Origin of the sequence: Paenibacillus taichungensis, assembly GCF_050994985.1 — a bacterium.
GTDB lineage: Bacteria > Bacillota > Bacilli > Paenibacillales > Paenibacillaceae > Paenibacillus > Paenibacillus taichungensis.
This window is the reverse complement of record NZ_CP194720.1, coordinates 2519292-2536676: the sequence shown is the minus strand read 5'-3', so window position 1 is coordinate 2536676 and position 17385 is coordinate 2519292. Positions and strand designations below refer to the sequence as shown.

At 46.5% G+C, this 17385-nt stretch carries 19 protein-coding genes; 11 read left to right on the top strand and 8 right to left on the bottom strand.

What is annotated here, in order from left to right; translation table 11 throughout:
• Positions 1–98: 98 nt before the first annotated feature.
• Positions 99–806 (top strand): purine-nucleoside phosphorylase, encoded by a 708-nt coding sequence (gene deoD, locus ACR1R9_RS11450; protein ID WP_076288673.1) that lies wholly within the window; start codon positions 99–101, stop codon positions 804–806.
• Between the two features lie 243 nt (positions 807–1049).
• Entirely contained in the window at positions 1050–2351 is a 1302-nt protein-coding gene (locus tag ACR1R9_RS11445) for a pyrimidine-nucleoside phosphorylase (protein WP_326065488.1), read from the top strand.
• Between the two features lie 85 nt (positions 2352–2436).
• On the opposite strand, the gene ACR1R9_RS11440 is transcribed toward ACR1R9_RS11445, so the two are convergent.
• Together ACR1R9_RS11440 and ACR1R9_RS11435 are read right to left on the bottom strand one after the other, a co-directional pair.
• A complete protein-coding gene (locus ACR1R9_RS11440; protein WP_433948957.1) occupies positions 2437–3420 on the bottom strand; it encodes a TIGR03943 family putative permease subunit in 984 nt (327 codons plus the stop codon).
• 40 nt (positions 3421–3460) lie between these two features.
• Positions 3461–4495: a permease gene (locus ACR1R9_RS11435; protein ID WP_099853898.1), complete on the bottom strand. Its 1035-nt coding sequence runs from the start codon at positions 4493–4495 to the stop codon at positions 3461–3463.
• A 277-nt stretch (positions 4496–4772) separates the two neighbouring features.
• Between ACR1R9_RS11435 and ACR1R9_RS11430 the strand changes: the two genes are divergently transcribed.
• The 7 genes from ACR1R9_RS11430 (at position 4773) to ACR1R9_RS11400 (ending at position 10291) form a co-directional block, all read left to right on the top strand.
• A complete protein-coding gene (locus tag ACR1R9_RS11430) occupies positions 4773–5972 on the top strand; it encodes a GTP-binding protein (protein WP_433920999.1) in 1200 nt (399 codons plus the stop codon).
• A 74-nt stretch (positions 5973–6046) separates the two neighbouring features.
• Entirely contained in the window at positions 6047–6196 is a 150-nt protein-coding gene (rpmG, locus tag ACR1R9_RS11425; protein WP_024631975.1) for a 50S ribosomal protein L33, read from the top strand.
• A 49-nt stretch (positions 6197–6245) separates the two neighbouring features.
• Entirely contained in the window at positions 6246–6953 is a 708-nt protein-coding gene (locus ACR1R9_RS11420; protein WP_433921000.1) for a metal ABC transporter ATP-binding protein, read from the top strand.
• Complete coding sequence (locus tag ACR1R9_RS11415) at positions 6899–7792, top strand: metal ABC transporter permease (RefSeq protein WP_433921001.1); 894 nt, start codon at positions 6899–6901, stop codon at positions 7790–7792. Before ACR1R9_RS11420 ends, ACR1R9_RS11415 begins: the two co-directional genes overlap by 55 nt.
• The gene (locus tag ACR1R9_RS11410) at positions 7779–8858 is read left to right on the top strand and encodes a metal ABC transporter substrate-binding protein (RefSeq protein WP_433921002.1); all 1080 of its coding nucleotides are present in this window, start codon (positions 7779–7781) and stop codon (positions 8856–8858) included. The genes ACR1R9_RS11415 and ACR1R9_RS11410 overlap by 14 nt, the downstream gene beginning before the upstream one ends.
• A 201-nt stretch (positions 8859–9059) precedes the next feature.
• On the top strand, positions 9060–9536 hold the full coding sequence (locus tag ACR1R9_RS11405) for a hypothetical protein (protein WP_076288680.1): 477 nt from the start codon (positions 9060–9062) through the stop codon (positions 9534–9536).
• 47 nt (positions 9537–9583) lie between these two features.
• Positions 9584–10291, top strand: a complete 708-nt coding sequence (locus ACR1R9_RS11400) for a M50 family metallopeptidase (RefSeq protein ID WP_433921003.1) — start codon at positions 9584–9586, stop codon at positions 10289–10291.
• Between the two features lie 58 nt (positions 10292–10349).
• Here ACR1R9_RS11400 and ACR1R9_RS11395 read toward each other — a convergent pair whose 3' ends face one another.
• From ACR1R9_RS11395 to ACR1R9_RS11375, 5 genes are all read right to left on the bottom strand, one after another.
• Positions 10350–10721: a DUF4363 family protein gene (locus tag ACR1R9_RS11395; RefSeq protein ID WP_175382932.1), complete on the bottom strand. Its 372-nt coding sequence runs from the start codon at positions 10719–10721 to the stop codon at positions 10350–10352.
• A 23-nt stretch (positions 10722–10744) separates the two neighbouring features.
• Complete coding sequence (locus ACR1R9_RS11390; protein ID WP_083678848.1) at positions 10745–11473, bottom strand: DUF421 domain-containing protein; 729 nt, start codon at positions 11471–11473, stop codon at positions 10745–10747.
• 231 nt (positions 11474–11704) lie between these two features.
• Complete coding sequence (locus ACR1R9_RS11385) at positions 11705–12568, bottom strand: SDR family oxidoreductase (protein ID WP_076288682.1); 864 nt, start codon at positions 12566–12568, stop codon at positions 11705–11707.
• Positions 12565–13632: a mannonate dehydratase gene (gene uxuA, locus ACR1R9_RS11380; RefSeq protein ID WP_433921004.1), complete on the bottom strand. Its 1068-nt coding sequence runs from the start codon at positions 13630–13632 to the stop codon at positions 12565–12567. The genes ACR1R9_RS11385 and uxuA overlap by 4 nt, the downstream gene beginning before the upstream one ends.
• Before the next feature lie 47 nt (positions 13633–13679).
• A complete protein-coding gene (locus ACR1R9_RS11375) occupies positions 13680–14411 on the bottom strand; it encodes a GntR family transcriptional regulator (RefSeq protein WP_433921005.1) in 732 nt (243 codons plus the stop codon).
• A 196-nt stretch (positions 14412–14607) separates the two neighbouring features.
• On the opposite strand from ACR1R9_RS11375, the gene ACR1R9_RS11370 reads away from it, so the two are divergent.
• Together ACR1R9_RS11370 and ACR1R9_RS11365 are read left to right on the top strand one after the other, a co-directional pair.
• Complete coding sequence (locus ACR1R9_RS11370) at positions 14608–14910, top strand: ArsR/SmtB family transcription factor (protein ID WP_076288684.1); 303 nt, start codon at positions 14608–14610, stop codon at positions 14908–14910.
• A gap of 98 nt (positions 14911–15008) precedes the next feature.
• Positions 15009–16400 (top strand): aldehyde dehydrogenase, encoded by a 1392-nt coding sequence (locus ACR1R9_RS11365; RefSeq protein WP_433923727.1) that lies wholly within the window; start codon positions 15009–15011, stop codon positions 16398–16400.
• Positions 16401–16465: 65 nt separating this feature from the next.
• On the opposite strand, the gene ACR1R9_RS11360 is transcribed toward ACR1R9_RS11365, so the two are convergent.
• The gene (locus ACR1R9_RS11360) at positions 16466–17377 is read right to left on the bottom strand and encodes a helix-turn-helix domain-containing protein (RefSeq protein WP_099853878.1); all 912 of its coding nucleotides are present in this window, start codon (positions 17375–17377) and stop codon (positions 16466–16468) included.
• Between the last annotated feature and the right edge of the window lie 8 nt (positions 17378–17385).

Here is a 17385-nt window from a genome sequence, read left to right as displayed (position 1 = left end):
GAAACACAAAGTCGGACAGGATGACCACGGGGGCAGCTTCGGCTGCTCCGGTTCCTGACTTTCATTCAATCATATGGATAACTGGAGGAGATTTAATCATGAGTACACATATTGGAGCTAAACCCGGAGATATTGCAGAAACAATCCTTTTGCCAGGAGATCCATTGCGTGCAAAATTTATTGCAGATACGTATCTTGAAGATGTTGTTTGTTACAACGAAGTTCGCGGAATGCTCGGATTCACGGGTACATATCAAGGACACCGTATCTCGGTACAAGGCTCGGGCATGGGGATTCCATCGTTCAGCATCTATGCCAACGAACTGATCAGCGAATACGGTGTGAAAAACCTAATTCGTGTTGGAACTTGCGGAGGTATGCAAGAACATGTACGTGTTCGTGATGTTATCCTTGCTCAAGCTTCATGTACCGATTCCAGCATGAACAAGCTCGTATTCGGCGGATATGATTTCTCCCCGATCGCGTCGTTCTCCCTGCTGAAAGAAGCCTATGACCGCGCAACGGCCAAAGGCATGAAAATCCATGTCGGAAACGTGTTCAGTTCCGATTCCTTCTATCGTGACGACCGTTCCGTGACTGAGAAATTGATGCAGCACGGCGTACTGGGCGTTGAGATGGAAACAACTGCACTGTACACACTCGCAGCCAAATTTGGCGTAAACGCACTCACGATCCTGACAGTAAGTGACCACTTGCTGACAGGTGAAGAGACTTCCGCCGAAGAGCGCCAAAAAACGTTCAACGACATGATGGTAGTAGCACTGGAAACAGCAATTACGCTGTAAAAATCACTTAATTTATCAATATCAATTGATTTTAATCGAAACTTTTGTTCCACGAGCGTAGTGGAGGAACCGGAATCGATTCTAAAGAAGCGAAGCGTTCGCCTTTGTCTCCAAATTTCAACCTTATGAAAGGTTATTCAAAGAAATTTGGAGACAACAGCGATCGAAAGAACGATCCGGGGCCGGAACGGACTCTGCACAAAGTGTTCTATACAAATCACCCACAACGAAGGAGAGATCATCATGAGAATGGTAGACATTATTGCTAAGAAACGCGACGGGAAAGAACTGACAACAGCTGAGATTGACTTTGTTGTTCAAGGATATACACAAGGCGATATCCCTGATTATCAAGTCAGCGCTTGGGCGATGGCTGTATTCTTCAAGGATATGTCTGACAAGGAACGCGCAGATTTGACGATGTCCATGGTAAACTCGGGCGAGACCATTGATCTGTCTGCCATCGAAGGTATCAAGGTAGACAAGCACTCCACGGGAGGCGTTGGTGATACTACAACGCTGGTACTGGCACCGCTTGTTGCTGCTCTGGATGTTCCAGTTGCCAAAATGTCCGGACGTGGATTGGGTCACACTGGTGGCACAACGGACAAACTGGAATCTGTTGCAGGTTTCCACGTGGAGCTTGAGAAAGAAGAGTTCATCCGCCTCGTTAACGAACATAAAGTTGCCGTTATCGGTCAAAGTGGAAACCTTACGCCGGCAGACAAAAAGCTCTATGCATTGCGTGACGTTACAGCTACCGTTAACTCCATCCCACTGATTGCCAGCTCCATCATGAGTAAGAAAATTGCAGCAGGTGCCGATGCGATCGTATTGGATGTTAAAACGGGTGCTGGTGCATTCATGAAGACAACTGAAGATGCAAAAGAACTGGCACATGCGATGGTAAGCATCGGTAACAATGTAGGACGTAAAACGATGGCTGTCATTTCCGATATGTCTCAACCACTAGGTCTCGCTATCGGTAACGCGCTTGAAGTGAAAGAAGCCATCCTTACGTTGCAAGGTAAAGGACCGAAGGATCTGGAAGAACTCTGTCTGGCGCTTGGACGTCAAATGGTATTCCTTGCTGGCAAAGCAGACTCCCTGGAGCATGCTGAGGAGAAATTGAAAGAAGTAATCCAGAACGGTAAAGCATTGGATAAATTCAAAGACTTCCTGGCAAATCAAGGCGGAGACGCTTCAGTTGTAGATCACCCGGATCGCTTGCCACAAGCGAAATATCTGGTTGAAGTACCAGCAGATAAAGACGGATATGTAGCTGGTATCGTCGCTGATGAAATCGGTACTGCTGCAATGCTACTTGGCGCAGGCCGTGCAACAAAAGAATCCGAGATCGACCTCGCTGTTGGCTTGATGCTCAACAAAAAAGTAGGTGACCAGGTTAAAGCTGGCGAATCACTCGTAACAATCCATGCCAATCGTGAAGACGTAGCAGACGTAATCGCGAAGATCAAAGAAAACATTACCATTGCAGATCATGCCGATGCTCCGGTATTGGTGCATGATATCGTAACTGAATAATATATCAGGCAAACAAGGTTAACCTTATGCCTGAATTGAATTTAAAGCCCCGAAGCTGTGCATTCCATAGCTTCGGGGCTTTTTCTTATTTATTATGCAAATTATCATACGTCACAACTGAATCTGCACTGGTGTAAATGTAAGGGGTGGATGGCTGATCAACCGGAGTTACTTTCGTCGCCCGAATCTCAATGGTGTCTTCGCCATTCACTTGAGCAGAACCAATGGTGCCATCGATTTGTACCCAACTGTCTGTAGGAAAGCTGTCTGCATTCGGGACATGAATCATCACGCCAAAGGGTGCCGCGTCTGCCGGGCAGCACATCACAAGAAATCGTCCTAATGCAAAATGAGATTCATGCTCCATGCTTTTGTCTCGATATACAAACCCGGTAAGGCTGATGGCCTTGCCTGCGAATTGTCGTTGAAACATGTCGATGGACCCCAATGTCTCGGAGAAAATTTCGGGATATACCTTAATGACAGATTCCGCATATAACTTCTCTGCAAGTTCAGCAAATTCACGACTATACTCATCCGGGGGAACAAATTGTACTTTCGTGGCAGGCACAGATGATTCAACATTTGCAGTTTTTTTGGATAGATCTTTAATGTCCAGTTCTGCTGTATCAGGTAAGGGTTCTTTTCGACGAATCTCCGGAGGTCCATACGTTAGGGACATGCCTTTCTTACTGGCCATAGAACTGCCTAGTGCCTGATCTGGCAAAAGAAAACCAAGTATTAATGGAATGGCAATCAATCCATATATCAGCGAGCTGCGTACCCATCCTGAAGGAGGTGGATGCTCACAGTCGCAATGGAGCTGGCTAGTACCAAACAGTCCGTGCCAGGCCATGATGGCGGCAATAAACAAAAAGGGAACAGGGCAGCATAGAAGCAATCGCTGCATCGTTGGAGCCAAGTAATAATGAAGAGAATCCGTTGAATTCAAACGAATGATGTATACAGCGAGCCCGCCGATCCACAGCGCACGAATCAGGTTATGCCATTGGATAGGATGAGATTTGGTAACCGGAGCTTTGGTCGCTGTATAACCAGGATGGTTCATGTAATCACCTCTTTTGTTCAGATAATACATTCATAAATGCTCATACCAAAAGGTTAATCAACCATGATCCTGCGAAAACCAAAGCAATAATGGCCAGGCTCAGGCCAATAACAAACCGGGTGCGGAAGGTAGAAAGCAGCATCAATGTGCTTTTGAAATCAAGCATTGGACCAAGAACGAGAAAGGATAGTAGTGGCCCTAACGCAAACGTGTGAGAGAAGGCTGAGGCTACGAATGCGTCGGATGTCGAACAGAGAGACAATACATACGCAAAACCCATCATGAAGACATAGGAGGCAACAGGCCCATTACCCAGAGAAATGAGATCACTGCGGCTGATAAAGGTTTGAATGCAGGCTGTTATTAGAGCACCAATCACCAAATATTTGCTCATATCTACAAATTCGTCACCCGCATGGATGAAAAAGCTGCGCCAGTTTTTATCGTGAACGTGATCATGATCGGCAGAATGGGAATGAGGCTGTGCCATTTTAAATCCGGGATGTGTTTTGACCTCCGTCACTGTAGCCTTCGGTTTGCGCAAAGGATTCTGACGGACGAACATATACACCAGACCGCCGATGGCAGCTGCAACTGCAAAGGCCAGTCCCATACGGGCGATCGTAATTTCGGGATGGGAAGGAAAAGCGAGCAGGGTCGCGGTAAAGACAATTGGATTTACAACAGGGCCACTAAGAATAAAGGTCACCGCGATATAGGGCGGTATGCCTTTATGCATCAACCGTCGAACGACCGGAATCATACCACATTCGCAGATCGGGAAAATGATTCCCAGCAGACCCGCCACCAGCACACCTCCAACGGGGTTCTTGGGCGTTAGTTTGCGAATCATTTCCTCAGAAACAAACCATTGCATTAGCGAAGACAACAGCACCCCTATGAGCAGAAATGGAGCAGCTTCGAGAAAAATGCTGATGAATATCGTTTTCATATTTTGAAAGGCTTCACTGTTCCAAGCTTCTTTCAGATTGGGAGCCATCGTGATCAACACGGGAACAAGAAATGCGCAGGGAATCAGGAATGACAGGAGCTTAAGATTGGCTGCCATTTTCATGGGATAGACCTCCAGAACCGGGACTTTGCTAAAATATATGCTTGTACCGTCCGCATCATACTCGTTCTCCGTAATTAATCAACATTTTTACGATTTACATATCTTGAGCAAAACTTGTTATGTTGACAAAAGAAACGAGGTTCAGGTATAGTTTATTTTGTTAATCGTAATAATTACTATTAATTAATCATTATTTTTCAGCCCATCGGTCGAGTGGAAGCTACATAGCATTCCGATTTTTTAGTTTTAAGAGGATAAATGGAAGGGAGTAATTGAAATGACAGAACAACAGGTACAACCCCGAGTTCCGGTGACTGTATTAAGTGGATATCTGGGCGCAGGCAAAACGACATTGCTTAACCATGTGCTTCACAATAGGGAGGGTATGCGAGTCGCTGTCATTGTGAATGATCTGAGTGAAGTTAATATTGACGCTGGCTTGATCCGGGATGGTGGTGGATTGTCACGTATTGATGAAAAGCTGGTGGAGATGTCCAATGGCTGCATCTGCTGCACGCTGCGTGAGGATTTACTGAAAGAGGTGGGGCGGCTTGCGCTGGATGGTTCTTTTGACTATATATTGATTGAATCGACAGGTATTGGAGAGCCAGTCCCCGTTGCCCAGACATTTACGTATATTGATGAAGAGCTGGGGATTGATTTGACGAAATTTACGCGGCTCGACACGATGGTAACGGTAGTAGATGCTGCCCAGTTCTGGCGTGACTTCTATTCCAAAGAAACATTGAAGGATCGGGGGCAGGAAGCCGGAGAGGATGATGTACGGGGGATCGTTCATCTGCTGACGGATCAGGTTGAATTCTGTGATGTGCTGATTCTGAACAAGTGTGATCTGGTAACGGAAGACGAGCTGCTCAAACTTGAGAAAGCACTACACGCGATGCAGCCGGAAGCTCGACTTATTCGCACCACACATGGACAGATTGACCCGAGGGAGATATTGAATACCGGACGGTTTGATTTTGAAAAAGCAAGCCAGTCTGCGGGCTGGATCCGCGAATTAATGAAGGAAGAACACACACCCGAGACAGAGGAGTATGGCATTCACTCGTTCGTGTACCATCGGAAACGTCCGTTTCATTCGGAGCGTTTGCTGCGTTGGATTGCCAAATGGCCTGAGAGTATTGTTCGTTCCAAGGGCTTAATGTGGCTGGCTACACGTAACCATATGGCGGTGTCGTTTAGTCATGCGGGAACATCCAAGCAGTTGGGACCAGCCGGGTTGTGGGTAGGCGCGATGAGTGAAGAAGAGCGACAAATGCATTTTGGTGATACACTTCCCCCTATTCCGGATTGGGATGAGCAGTGGGGCGATCGGATTACGAAGCTGGTGTTCATCGGGATAGACATGGACCGACTGGAGATCGAACGGACGTTAGATGAGACACTGCTAACCGACGAAGAGATGATAATGAACTGGCGAGAACTGAAAGATCCATTTCCTGCGTGGAGTTGACAAACGTAAAAGCATGGGCTAAACTCATTAAATAGTAATAATTACGATTAGATAAATCAAAGGAGGCCATTTCCATGAGAGTCATTGTAACCTTAGCTTGCACCGAGTGCGGAGATCGCAACTATACAACAACCAAGAACAAGCGTAATCATCCGGAACGGATCGAATTGAAGAAGTATTCACCACGATTGAAGAAGATGACCATTCACCGGGAAACAAGATAATTTTTTTTGTCATTTTTACATCGTAATAATTACGAAAAGAGGAAAAACCATGATTCTATCTTCCATGCGTGATGTGGTATTCGGATACGGCAAAGAGCCAGTCATTGACCAGCTGTCACTGGATATCCATGTGGGGGAGTTTGTCGGCATTACAGGACCAAATGGTTCTGCGAAGACAACCATGCTGAAATTGCTGCTGGGGCTGTTACAGCCCTGGAGCGGCACGGTACATATGAATGCACAGTCCGTACGTGGCAGTAAGCTGAACATCGGATATGTACCTCAACAGGTAGCATCGTTCAACAGTGGATTTCCCAGTACGGTGATCGAACTGGTGCGATCCGGATGTTACCACAAACTCGGCTTGTTCCGCAGATTTACATCCGAGCAGGAAGCCATTGTGGAACGAAGCTTGCGGGAAGTCGGCATGTGGGAATACCGCAACGCCAGGGTTGGCGAACTGTCTGGTGGACAAAAGCAGCGAATCTGCATTGCCAGAGCATTGGCAGGCCAGCCGCAGGTGCTTGTACTGGATGAGCCGACTACAGGCATGGACCGGCGCAGCCGTGAAGGGTTCTATGATCTGATGCGCCATTATGCAGACGTCCATGGACTGACGATTGTTATGGTCACCCACGGATTAGAAGAGATGGGCAACCGGTTGGACCGGACGATTACCCTGGAGCGGCAAGAAAGTGAGGAATGGCAGTGTTTGAGTACGAATTCATGCAGCGTGCTTTCTGGGCAGGCGGACTGATCGGAATCATTGCTCCAATTTTAGGAGTTTATCTGATGCTGCGGCGTCAGGTGCTGATGGCGGATACGTTATCCCATGTTTCATTGGCAGGGGTTGCCCTGGGTTCAGTGATGAACCTAGATCCCGTGATCTGTGGATTTGCGATTGCGATTATCGGCGCATTGCTGGTGGAACAACTCCGGCGAAATTACCTGACATATAGCGAGGTACCTGTAGCGATCATTATGACGTCGGGGCTGGCCCTTGCTGTAGTGCTCATGAGTCTGAAAACCAATCTGTCCAAGACATTTAGCTCTTACCTGTTCGGTTCCATCGTTGCCGTTAGTGATATGCAGTTGTGGATTATGGCGGCTGTGTGCGTCATCGGACTGATTTTTTTCATCGTACTCAGAAGGCCACTGTACAATTTGACGTTTGATGAAGAGACAGCTTCCATTGGAGGCATTCAGGTTAAAGGTTTATCCTTTGCCTTTGCTGTCCTGACAGGAATGACTGTTGCTTCAGCCATGCCGATTGTTGGCGTATTGCTTGTGTCTGCTTTAATCGTACTGCCCGCTGCCCTGGCACTGAGATTGTCACGCAGCTTTGCAACAGCAATCCTTATTGCAGTCGTCACTGGATTGATCGGTATCTTTAGCGGACTAACAACCTCTTACCATCTAAACACACCACCGGGAGGAACGATTGCTCTTATCCTGTTGGTCTTTCTATTGATTGGAATATCAGCGCAAAAGCTGATTGGACGATATAACCGTAAACGTCATCGTAAAGAGAGAAAACAACAACGTGCAACTCTATTCATACATTCAAGGGAGAATACGCCACATGAAATTCAATAAAAACTCAGCTCTTGCATTATTATTCAGTCTTACACTTATCGTAGCTGGTTGTGGACAAAATCAGTCCGCTTCCGATTCCAGTACCAGCTCGGCCAACACGCCGGTACCAGCCGAGACTGAAGAAGCCAAACTGAACGTTGAAGTCAGCTTTTATCCAATGTACGAATTCACCAAAAATGTAGCTGGAGATCTGGCTAATGTTCATACACTCGTTCCTGCGGGCATGGAGCCGCATGATTGGGAGCCGACACCACAGGATATTGCGAGCATCGAAAAAGCGGATGTGCTTGTCTATAATGGGGCGGGAATGGAATCCTGGATCGATCAAGTTACGGATAGTCTGAGCAACTCCAAACTCATTCAAGTAGAGGCAAGCCATGGGATTGATCTGCTGGAAGGATCGGAAGAAGATGAGCATGATCACGAACATGGCGATACAACGGACACGCATGATCATGCGGATGAAGCCACAACAGAGGAGCATGATCACGATCATGACGCTGAAGCAGAAGAAGGACATACACATGATCATGATCACGGTGGACTTGATCCCCACGTTTGGCTGTCACCTGCACTTGCCGTGAAGGAAGTACGGAATATTGAGGCTGGACTTGCACAGGCTGCACCTGAACATGCGGATCAATTCAAGCAAAATGCCGATGCCTACATTGCCAAACTGGAGGCACTGGATCAGGATTTCAAAGCAGCTGTAGCAGACAGCAAACGTAAAGATTTCATCACACAGCATGCTGCATTCGGCTATCTTGCACAGGAATACGGTCTGCAGCAAGTACCGATTGCCGGTCTGTCTCCTGAACAAGAGCCTTCCGCAGCGCAAATGGCATCCGTTATTGATTTTGCCAAGGAGCATCAGGTGAAGACGATTTTCTTCGAAACGTTGGTTTCATCCAAAGTGTCAGAGACTATCGCCAACGAAGTAGGAGCCAAAACAGCTGTGTTGAACCCAATTGAAGGATTGACGGAAGAGGAAATCGCAGCTGGAATGGATTACATCGGTGTAATGCGGCAGAATTTGGAGGCACTGAAACTGGCGTTGAATGAATAGCGTTTGTGCTTATTAACAAGTAGAGTTTACGAAAAAAGAAAACCCATTTGATGCCTGTCATCGAAAAAGGTACAATAATACAACATGCTGAGGAATGGCACAGCCATTCCTTTGCCTTTGGCCACGCAGAGAGCACAGGGATGTGCTCTTTTCGTTGTTCAAGGTGACGGAGATCATGCGGGGAACGGGAGGAAACGCCTTATGGATTTACATGAAGAACAGGAAGTGCTGTTAAGCCAGCAACCTGCCCATCTATGGAGAAGACGCAAGCTGGAGTTAATGCAGTGGACGGAACGCGAGAAGCAGACCGTGGCAGCGAAGAGGACGGAGATTTGGAACGATGTCGAAGTGGATGCTGAACTTGTCGCTGCCTTGACTTTCCTTCACAGAGCGGGCGTACGTACCGAGTTTTCTTGCGCTGGTGTAAGCCCACTCGATGAACCGATAGATCATTCCCTTTATGCCTATGTTACACTTGTACAAAACGAGGCAGCCGATCGATTTGTGAACTTTGCGCTGTCGAAGATGCGGAGCAGATTGCTTGCTACACTGGAGACAGGAACGGGTCGGTATGATCTGTCTTCTTTTTTCATCGGTCATAACCGGAGTTTCTGCTGGTGGATGCAATATTGCGCGGCACATTTCACGGATCGAAACGATTATAGTGTAGCGACGTAGTACAGTGATAGGCATTTTTACTTGGAGGCAAGGGAGGTAGGACCTGATTGAATAAATGGCTCAAAACCATACTGTTTCTGGTGGGATCGGCGCTACTGACTCGCTTTATACCTTTTTCTTCATTGTTCCGTAACCTGGATACGATGATTCACGAATTTGGCCATGCGCTGGTAACACTGTTGTTATCGGGCAAAGTATTGCGTATTGAATTGTATGCAGATCACAGCGGCGTTACATATTCATCCATGCTAACACCAGGCAGATCTATATTGGTTTCCTTAGCGGGGTATGTCACGGCGTCCCTTTTTGCCTGGCTGCTATTCTATCTTTACCGGAAAGGGCGGCACATGTGGGGGCTCGGCATTATGACGGGTGTAGCTCTTGTATCGCTTCTCTTCTATGTAAGGGGAGAATTCGGCATGCTCTGGCTTACAGGCTTTAGTGCGCTGAATGTTGTGATTATGATCTTTGGTGCCAAAATCGCGAAATTTTATTATTTATTATTGGCTTTCCTCACGCTGGAAGAGTCCGTAGTTAGTGCCATGTACGTCGGGCTATTGTCCTGGACACAGCCGTCCCGGGCAGGGGATGCAGCCAATCTCGCTCAGCAGACATTTCTACCAGCGCTGTTCTGGGGAACGTTGTTTGCACTGTTTGCACTGTGGTGTGCGAAGGGGGCACTTACGCTCTTTTTCCGAAAAGAAAGCTCAGCCCGCACTTCAAAATCCCGTGGATTGCGCGGGCGTAATGTTTAAAAAACAGAGAAGGCACTTCCTTTTATTAAAGGAGAGTGCCTTTTTGTGTGTCTTCGTGTCAATCTCCAAGATTGTCCCATAACACATAAAAGTAATAAATTTCTTCCATGATCGCCTTATCGTCCTCTGCGGCAATACCGCCCTTCATCCGCGCAAGGGTACCCAGAATATCGTAAATAGTCTCACGCTCCACACTGAACTGTATGCGATTGACGATCTTGTCCCAGGCTTTCATCGCGTAATCGATTTGGGACTTGGCTTCAGTCCATTGTTTGCCCTCAACCTGTTTCTGCAATGTTTGTACAGATTCAAGCAAGCGATCATCAGCACCAAAGGGCTTTTTGAGAAGGGCCCCGCTTGCCATTATCGCAACGAACACAAGAATGAGGCAGATCGGAAGCACATAAAGCAACCAGAAACGCGATTTCATTCAATCGCCTCCTTCATGTAAATTTAGAAAGGCCCCTCATAATCGCCCATATCGATTTTTTCGGTGATCTTATCCTTAAATAGATCAATATACAATTTATCGTTAGGCAATATGGCGGCAAAAGCAATATCCTGTATCGTCACTTTTTGCTTCTTAAGCTGCTCGCTGAGCCAATTTGTATCTTTGTTTCGTTCCTCCAGATTTTGCTTAATCAGCAAACCGTCAATGATAATCTCGGTCATCAGCTTATTTTTAGGAGGATGCATATGCATGTCTTTGGCCGTTACAGGTTGATTCTCGGGTTTCAACACAACAGAGAGACTGCCGTCCGGTTCAAGAATGGCATAATCTAGTGTAGTGATGTCAAATACATCTTTTTGTCGCAGCATCATGGTCAATTCGTCGAATTTCACACGCATTTTACTCAGGTTTTGTTCGAGAATTTTACCGTTCTGGATGATCAGTGTAGGGTCAGAGTCCATCAGTTTGGAGATGGTACGATTTTTCAACGTAATATACTGAAAGATAATCGTGATAATGGTGAAAATGGTCAAGGCCACAAAATGAATCCATGCCTTGGAGGAGAGATCGGTCGCAAATGTACCTGCGATGGAACCGATCGTAATACCGTTAATGTAATCAAAATACGTCAAGTTGCCCATTTGTTGTTTGCCCAGCACCCGGGTATAGATGATCAGGGTCAGAAAGGCGATAATCGATCGCACAGCAACAACCCATGTTTCTTCCATCATGTATGTATCACCTTCCTTCGCTTCGTCTTACAGATTGAAAATGAAATGCTTGATGTAATTTTTAATTCCACCCAGCATATTTTGTGGTCTATAACAAGCTTTTCCTAGGCTGGATAATCTTATTCTTGAACGCAAAAAACCGAAACCTGGCTAAGTGCTCCAGGCTTCGGTTAATCATTCGATACATATCTTTAAATCGGTCAGGCCAATTAAAAGTAAATAATATTGCGGTTAAACACCCGAGTACGCCATAAACCCACCATCCACAGGAATAACCGTACCTGTAACAAAACCGGACTGACGTTCATCTGCCAGCCACATCAGCGTGCCTAGAAGATCTTCCGGTTTGCCGAAGCGACGCATTGGCGTGTGCGCAATGATTTTGCTTGAACGTTCGGTCGGCGAGCCATCCGGCTTAAGCAGCAGATTACGATTTTGTTCAGTCAGGAAGAATCCTGGTGCAATGGCGTTTACCCGGATTCCCGATTCGGCCAGATGTACCGCAAGCCATTGCGTGAAATTGTTAATCGCCGCTTTGGCTGCACTATACGCAGGAACTTTGGTCATCGGCGAAGGGGCACTCATGGACGAAATATTAATGACAGTAGCTGGAACATCACGTTCAATCATTTGTCTTGCGAAGATTTGGGTAGGGATGAGGGACCCGACAAAATTCAGATCCATCACCTGACGGAATCCCTCGACACTTACATCAAAAAAAGTAGTGATATCCGGCTGTTGCAAATCTTCCTGTCTGAAAATTTCATTGGTGGTATTAGCACTGGCATTGTTGCCACCCGCTCCGTTAATAAGGATATCGCAAGGTCCAAGCTTCTCTTGAACAACAGCTGCTGCCGCTGTTACACTATCGGCCTGGGTCACATCACAAGCTACAGCGATCGCTTTTCCACCCGCAGCCTCGATTGCCGCAACAACTTCTTCCCCTTTGGATACGGTACGGTTCAGAATGGCTACACTTGCACCATGGCGTGCGAGCTCTTCAGCCATGGAACGACATAGAACACCTGCTCCACCAGTAATTACAGCTACTCTGCCTTCCAGACGGCTTGAGCTTTCTTTGGCAAAGTCACTCATGCTTTTGACCTCCTTTGCAGGGAGTCCCAGACGCCCCACAGATACATAATTCCCAGAGCCCGATCATAGAGTCCATACCCAGGTCTACATTGCTCTCCCCAGAGATGACGTCCATGGTCCGGCCGTGCATAACCTTCAAATCCAATATCGTGATAGGCTTCCACAACACCGGCAATATCGACATTTCCATCCTGACTGCGGTGGGATGTCTCGATAAAGTCTCCATTATCGTAGATTTTGACATTACGGATATGGGCAAAAGGAATACGGTCCTTGAACTCGTGGATCATACCGATAATATCATTGTTCGCATTAGCCCCAAGAGAGCCGCTGCACAACGTTACACTATTGTAAGGGCTATCATACAAGTGCAGATATCTGCGAACATTGTCTTGGCTCGTAATAATCTTTGGCAGTCCAAAGATTGGCCAAGGCGGATCATCCGGATGAATGGCCATTCGAATACCTAACCGTTCAGCAGTAGGAATGATCTCCTGCAGGAAATAACGGGCGTGTTCCCACATATCTTCCTCTGCTACATCCTTATAGGCTTCGAACAGACCTGTTAAATACTGCAATCGTTCCGGTTCCCAGCCAGGCATCGTCAATGCGGAATTTTCAGTGATGCGTCGAACCAATTCCAGCGGTTCAATATCGGCGATTTTGCTATTCTCGTAGAAGAGGGCGGTAGAGCCATCTTCCATCTCCTTATGCAAATCGGTACGCAGCCAATCAAAGATCGGCATGAAGTTGTAACAGATCACTTTAACGCCTACCTGGGCGAGTTTTTCCATCGTTTTTTTGTAATTCTCAATATATTGATCACGTGTAGGCAGACCGAGCTTGATGTCTTCATGAATGTTAACACTCTCAACGACATCCAGATGTAACCCAGCCTGATCTGCAGCAGCTTTGACTGCCAGAATTTTGTCCATGGGCCATTCCTCACCTGCCGGAACATCATGCAGCGCCCATACAATGCCTTCGACTCCGGGAATCTGCCGGATGTGGTCAAGTGTTACGGTATCATTGCCTTCTCCAAACCAGCGAAAAACCATTCTCATCACATTCACCTCATCAAGATTAGTTTAAAGAACAGGTAGATCCATCATCATTGAAAATAGGAAGGGTATGTATCCCGCAGGACAGCCAGATCCGTAACGGTCAAATGCAGATGTTCCTGCATAATGTGCTCCGCCGTTTGGGCATCGTGCTGATGTATCGCCTGAACCATGGATCGATGCTGTTCGAGCAAATGATCCCAATGATGATCCGAAGACAGACGGAGCATTCGACTCCGGTTCAGATGCACGTTCATATGCTGGATCACGGACCAGGTGTTTTTTTTGTTACAGCCTGCAAAGAGAGTACTATGGAATTCCTCATCCAATCCGAACATTCGTTCATCATCCGGTTCAAGTATACATTCCTGCTGCTGCGCAAGGTTCTGCTCCAGTATTTTCATGTGTTCATCTGGAAATTGCACACACGCGAGCCGTATGACGGCACGCTCAAGCTGCTCACGCATGAAACGTGCTTCCTCCACAAGATCAACCTGAATCAGAGATACATAGGTACCTCGCTGCGGATAGACTTCCAGCAGACCTTCCTGCGCTAATCGGACGAAGCTTTCTCGAACAGGGGTCCGACTTACATTGAACTCAAGCGAGATCTCTTTCTCCGAGATGGCGGTACCGGGAGGCAGCTTTAAACTCAGAATTAACTGCTTCAACGTCGTATAGACCGCCTCACGAGAAGAGAATGTTTGTTTGTTCAGAGAAGACGGGTTTATTAAGGATGATAATAATTCGGCTTTGGACGAAGACCTAGGGGGAAATTCCATAATCTCAACTCCTTCTAGGATATACTACCATACTTGTATGGTAGTGTGGAAGCGCTTTATATAAGTTGTTCTAAAATCTATCGCATATAGCTTGCTGTTAGCGAGATGCTGGAGTAAACTATAGTCATTAGGTTCAAACGTTTAAACCAACAGTCATGACAACTGTGATATCTGTAGAACATATAGAGGTGAAACTATGGGACAAAAAGCGATATCTATTTTTCAAACCTGCATCCCCTTATTCCAGGTACTTAGCGACAATCATCGTCAGGCGATTTTACTTGCTCTTAGTGAGAAGGGCAGCATGACAGTGAATGAAATTACAGAACAGTTCAACCTGTCACGACCTGCTATATCTCATCATCTCAAGTTATTGCTTGAAAAAGGGCTCATCTCTGTAGAACAGAAGGGCACACAACGATATTATTCCGCTTCATTAAGGTCTTCAGTGGAATTATTGAAGGAACTGGTTGGGGCGTTGGAAGAAGAGTGCTTATAAGCAAGAGTTGTTAACATGCCTAGGCATGTGGACTATATGTTCGTATGTTTAAACGAATAATCATTAACTCGGAAAAGGAGTTGTATTATATGAGTGTCATGCAGGAATTAAGCGAACATGAAGTCGAAGAAATTTTACAGCAGCAACGGCAGTTTTTTCGCTCAGGGGCTACTCGTTCGGCTGAGTCTCGCATTACACATTTAACCCGGTTGAAACAGGCGATTCAGAAGTATGAGTCCCGTCTTACTGAGGCGCTCTATCAGGATTTGGGCAAGAGTGAGTTCGAATCGTATACTACAGAGATTGGATTCATGCTGGATAGTATCACGCACACTATTCGGCAAGTGAAGAAATGGGTCAAGCCGGTTAAAGTCAAAACCCAACTCGCGCTGATCGGGTCTAAAAGTTATATCATTCCTGAGCCATATGGTGCGGTATTGATTATTGGACCTTTTAATTATCCATTCCAGCTGTTAATTGAACCCCTGGTTGGCGCGTTGGCAGCTGGCAATACGGCTGTACTCAAAGCATCAGAGAACACACCAGCCGTATCAGCTGTTATTCGCGAGATGATTAGCTCGGTATTCGAACCATCATACGTTCACGTGGTCGAAGGAGCCAAAGATACAACCACGGCGCTTATTCATGCGCCTTTTGACTATATCTTTTTTACAGGAAGTGTACCTGTTGGCAAAATCGTCATGCAGGCCGCTGCCAAAAATCTCGTTCCAGTGACGCTGGAGCTTGGCGGTAAAAGTCCGGTCATCGTGGATAAGCATGCAGATATTAAAGTGGCTGCACAGCGTATTATATGGGGAAAGCTGCTCAATACGGGTCAGACCTGCATCGCTCCAGATTATCTGCTTGTGCATGAACAGGTGAAAGATTCGTTGATCTCCGAAATGAAAGCAGTAGTGGAAGCGTTCTTTGGGACAGATATCCAGCATAATCGTGACTATGGGAGAATCGTCAATAAGGCGCATTTCAAACGTCTCACGACTCTTATTGAACGTGATCAGGCTCATGTCATCTATGGTGGTCAATCCGATGAGGAAGACCGTTTTATTGAACCGACATTTATTGATGCTGAATCGTGGGAAGCAGCTACGATGGAAGACGAAATTTTCGGTCCGATTCTGCCGATTATCAGTTATTCCCATATTGATGAGGCGATTGCAGGTATTGTGAAGCGGCCGAAACCGCTGGCCCTCTATCTCTTTACATCGGATACACAATTACAAGATAAAGTGATGCGAGAGGTTTCTTTTGGGGGAGGATGCATTAACGATACGATTACCCACGTAGCCAACCCACGTCTGCCGTTTGGAGGGGTAGGACATTCCGGCCTTGGCTCGTATCACGGGCGGTATAGCCTGGAGACCTTCTCTCATATGAAAAGTGTGCTCAAAAAGAGCACCAGATTGAACTTATCTATTTTATATCCGCCATATGATAACAAGCTGAAGACGATTAAACGTCTATTAAAATAAAATAACTGACGTTTAATCGTAAGCAAATTAAATATCATACTGGAATGATGTACAAAGGATGAAGCTCATTCGGGAGCAGGCTGTTCCAGTCTATAGCGTGTGGGTGATATCCCTGACCAGCGCTTGAATTGACGACTGAAATGGGCAATATCCTTGTAACCTAGCATGGCAGCGATGTTCTGAACCGACAACTTAGGGTTGCCCAGCAGAACTTTGGCTTCATGCAGAACCATTTCAGATAAATATACACGCGGAGACTGACCATATACCTGCCGAAATACACGGTTACAATGTGAGGAACTGATGCCCAGCTCTGCTGCAATATCATCAATGCCATAATGGCTGGTAGACTCACGTCCCTGCTTAAATTGCTGACTCACCAGTCCTTGCAGCCGATTACGAATTTGATGGGCCAGTTCGATCTTCTCATATCCATCCGTGAACAATTGTGCGGCTTCCTGAGAGACAGCCTCCCATAAATGGCCGAACAACTCAAATACCGCCGATTGCAGCTGCATGCGCTGTACCATCGTACTCGCCGCCCGGTTATCCGCTGAAGACATTAATTTGCGAAGGACAGGCTCGATCTGGCGGGTAACCGGACTATCTGCATCGAACAAAACCTGCTTGATTCGTGCAAGCAAAGAGAGAAATAACTGATCATCGATATCAAAATGCATGCAAAAATACGTAAAACCCTTGCCTTTATGGCTCAGGCTGGAATGAATGCTCCCTGGAGGAATCAGGAGTAATTCTCCAGCCTTTTGAATATACAGCTTGCCGTCCACGGTCATGTATTGTTCGCCTTCCGTTACATAATTCAGCTCATATTGTGGGTGTTCATGGGCTGGATAATCCCAATCGGCCCCGACACTTCGCAAATGTATAGCGAACAAATTCACCGTTGTTTGTACATCCGGGTAAAATACTTCATGTACACTCTCTCCCAAAGCGGGAGGTAAATAGGTGGAAGACATGGGAGACC

Excerpts from the sequence above, each read along its gene's own strand:
- deoD (WP_076288673.1), top strand. The coding sequence starts at position 99 with ATGAGTACACATATTGGAGCTAAACCCGGAGATATTGCAGAAACAATC.
- ACR1R9_RS11445 (WP_326065488.1), top strand. The coding sequence starts at position 1,050 with ATGAGAATGGTAGACATTATTGCTAAGAAACGCGACGGGAAAGAACTG.
- ACR1R9_RS11440 (WP_433948957.1), bottom strand. The coding sequence starts at position 3,420 with ATGAACCATCCTGGTTATACAGCGACCAAAGCTCCGGTTACCAAATCT.
- ACR1R9_RS11435 (WP_099853898.1), bottom strand. The coding sequence starts at position 4,495 with ATGAAAATGGCAGCCAATCTTAAGCTCCTGTCATTCCTGATTCCCTGC.
- ACR1R9_RS11430 (WP_433920999.1), top strand. The coding sequence starts at position 4,773 with ATGACAGAACAACAGGTACAACCCCGAGTTCCGGTGACTGTATTAAGT.
- rpmG (WP_024631975.1), top strand. The coding sequence starts at position 6,047 with ATGAGAGTCATTGTAACCTTAGCTTGCACCGAGTGCGGAGATCGCAAC.
- ACR1R9_RS11420 (WP_433921000.1), top strand. The coding sequence starts at position 6,246 with ATGATTCTATCTTCCATGCGTGATGTGGTATTCGGATACGGCAAAGAG.
- ACR1R9_RS11415 (WP_433921001.1), top strand. The coding sequence starts at position 6,899 with ATGGCAGTGTTTGAGTACGAATTCATGCAGCGTGCTTTCTGGGCAGGC.
- ACR1R9_RS11410 (WP_433921002.1), top strand. The coding sequence starts at position 7,779 with ATGAAATTCAATAAAAACTCAGCTCTTGCATTATTATTCAGTCTTACA.
- ACR1R9_RS11405 (WP_076288680.1), top strand. The coding sequence starts at position 9,060 with ATGGATTTACATGAAGAACAGGAAGTGCTGTTAAGCCAGCAACCTGCC.
- ACR1R9_RS11395 (WP_175382932.1), bottom strand. The coding sequence starts at position 10,721 with ATGAAATCGCGTTTCTGGTTGCTTTATGTGCTTCCGATCTGCCTCATT.
- ACR1R9_RS11390 (WP_083678848.1), bottom strand. The coding sequence starts at position 11,473 with ATGATGGAAGAAACATGGGTTGTTGCTGTGCGATCGATTATCGCCTTT.
- ACR1R9_RS11385 (WP_076288682.1), bottom strand. The coding sequence starts at position 12,568 with ATGAGTGACTTTGCCAAAGAAAGCTCAAGCCGTCTGGAAGGCAGAGTA.
- uxuA (WP_433921004.1), bottom strand. The coding sequence starts at position 13,632 with ATGAGAATGGTTTTTCGCTGGTTTGGAGAAGGCAATGATACCGTAACA.
- ACR1R9_RS11375 (WP_433921005.1), bottom strand. The coding sequence starts at position 14,411 with ATGGAATTTCCCCCTAGGTCTTCGTCCAAAGCCGAATTATTATCATCC.
- ACR1R9_RS11370 (WP_076288684.1), top strand. The coding sequence starts at position 14,608 with ATGGGACAAAAAGCGATATCTATTTTTCAAACCTGCATCCCCTTATTC.
- ACR1R9_RS11365 (WP_433923727.1), top strand. The coding sequence starts at position 15,009 with ATGCAGGAATTAAGCGAACATGAAGTCGAAGAAATTTTACAGCAGCAA.
- ACR1R9_RS11360 (WP_099853878.1), bottom strand. The coding sequence starts at position 17,377 with ATGTCTTCCACCTATTTACCTCCCGCTTTGGGAGAGAGTGTACATGAA.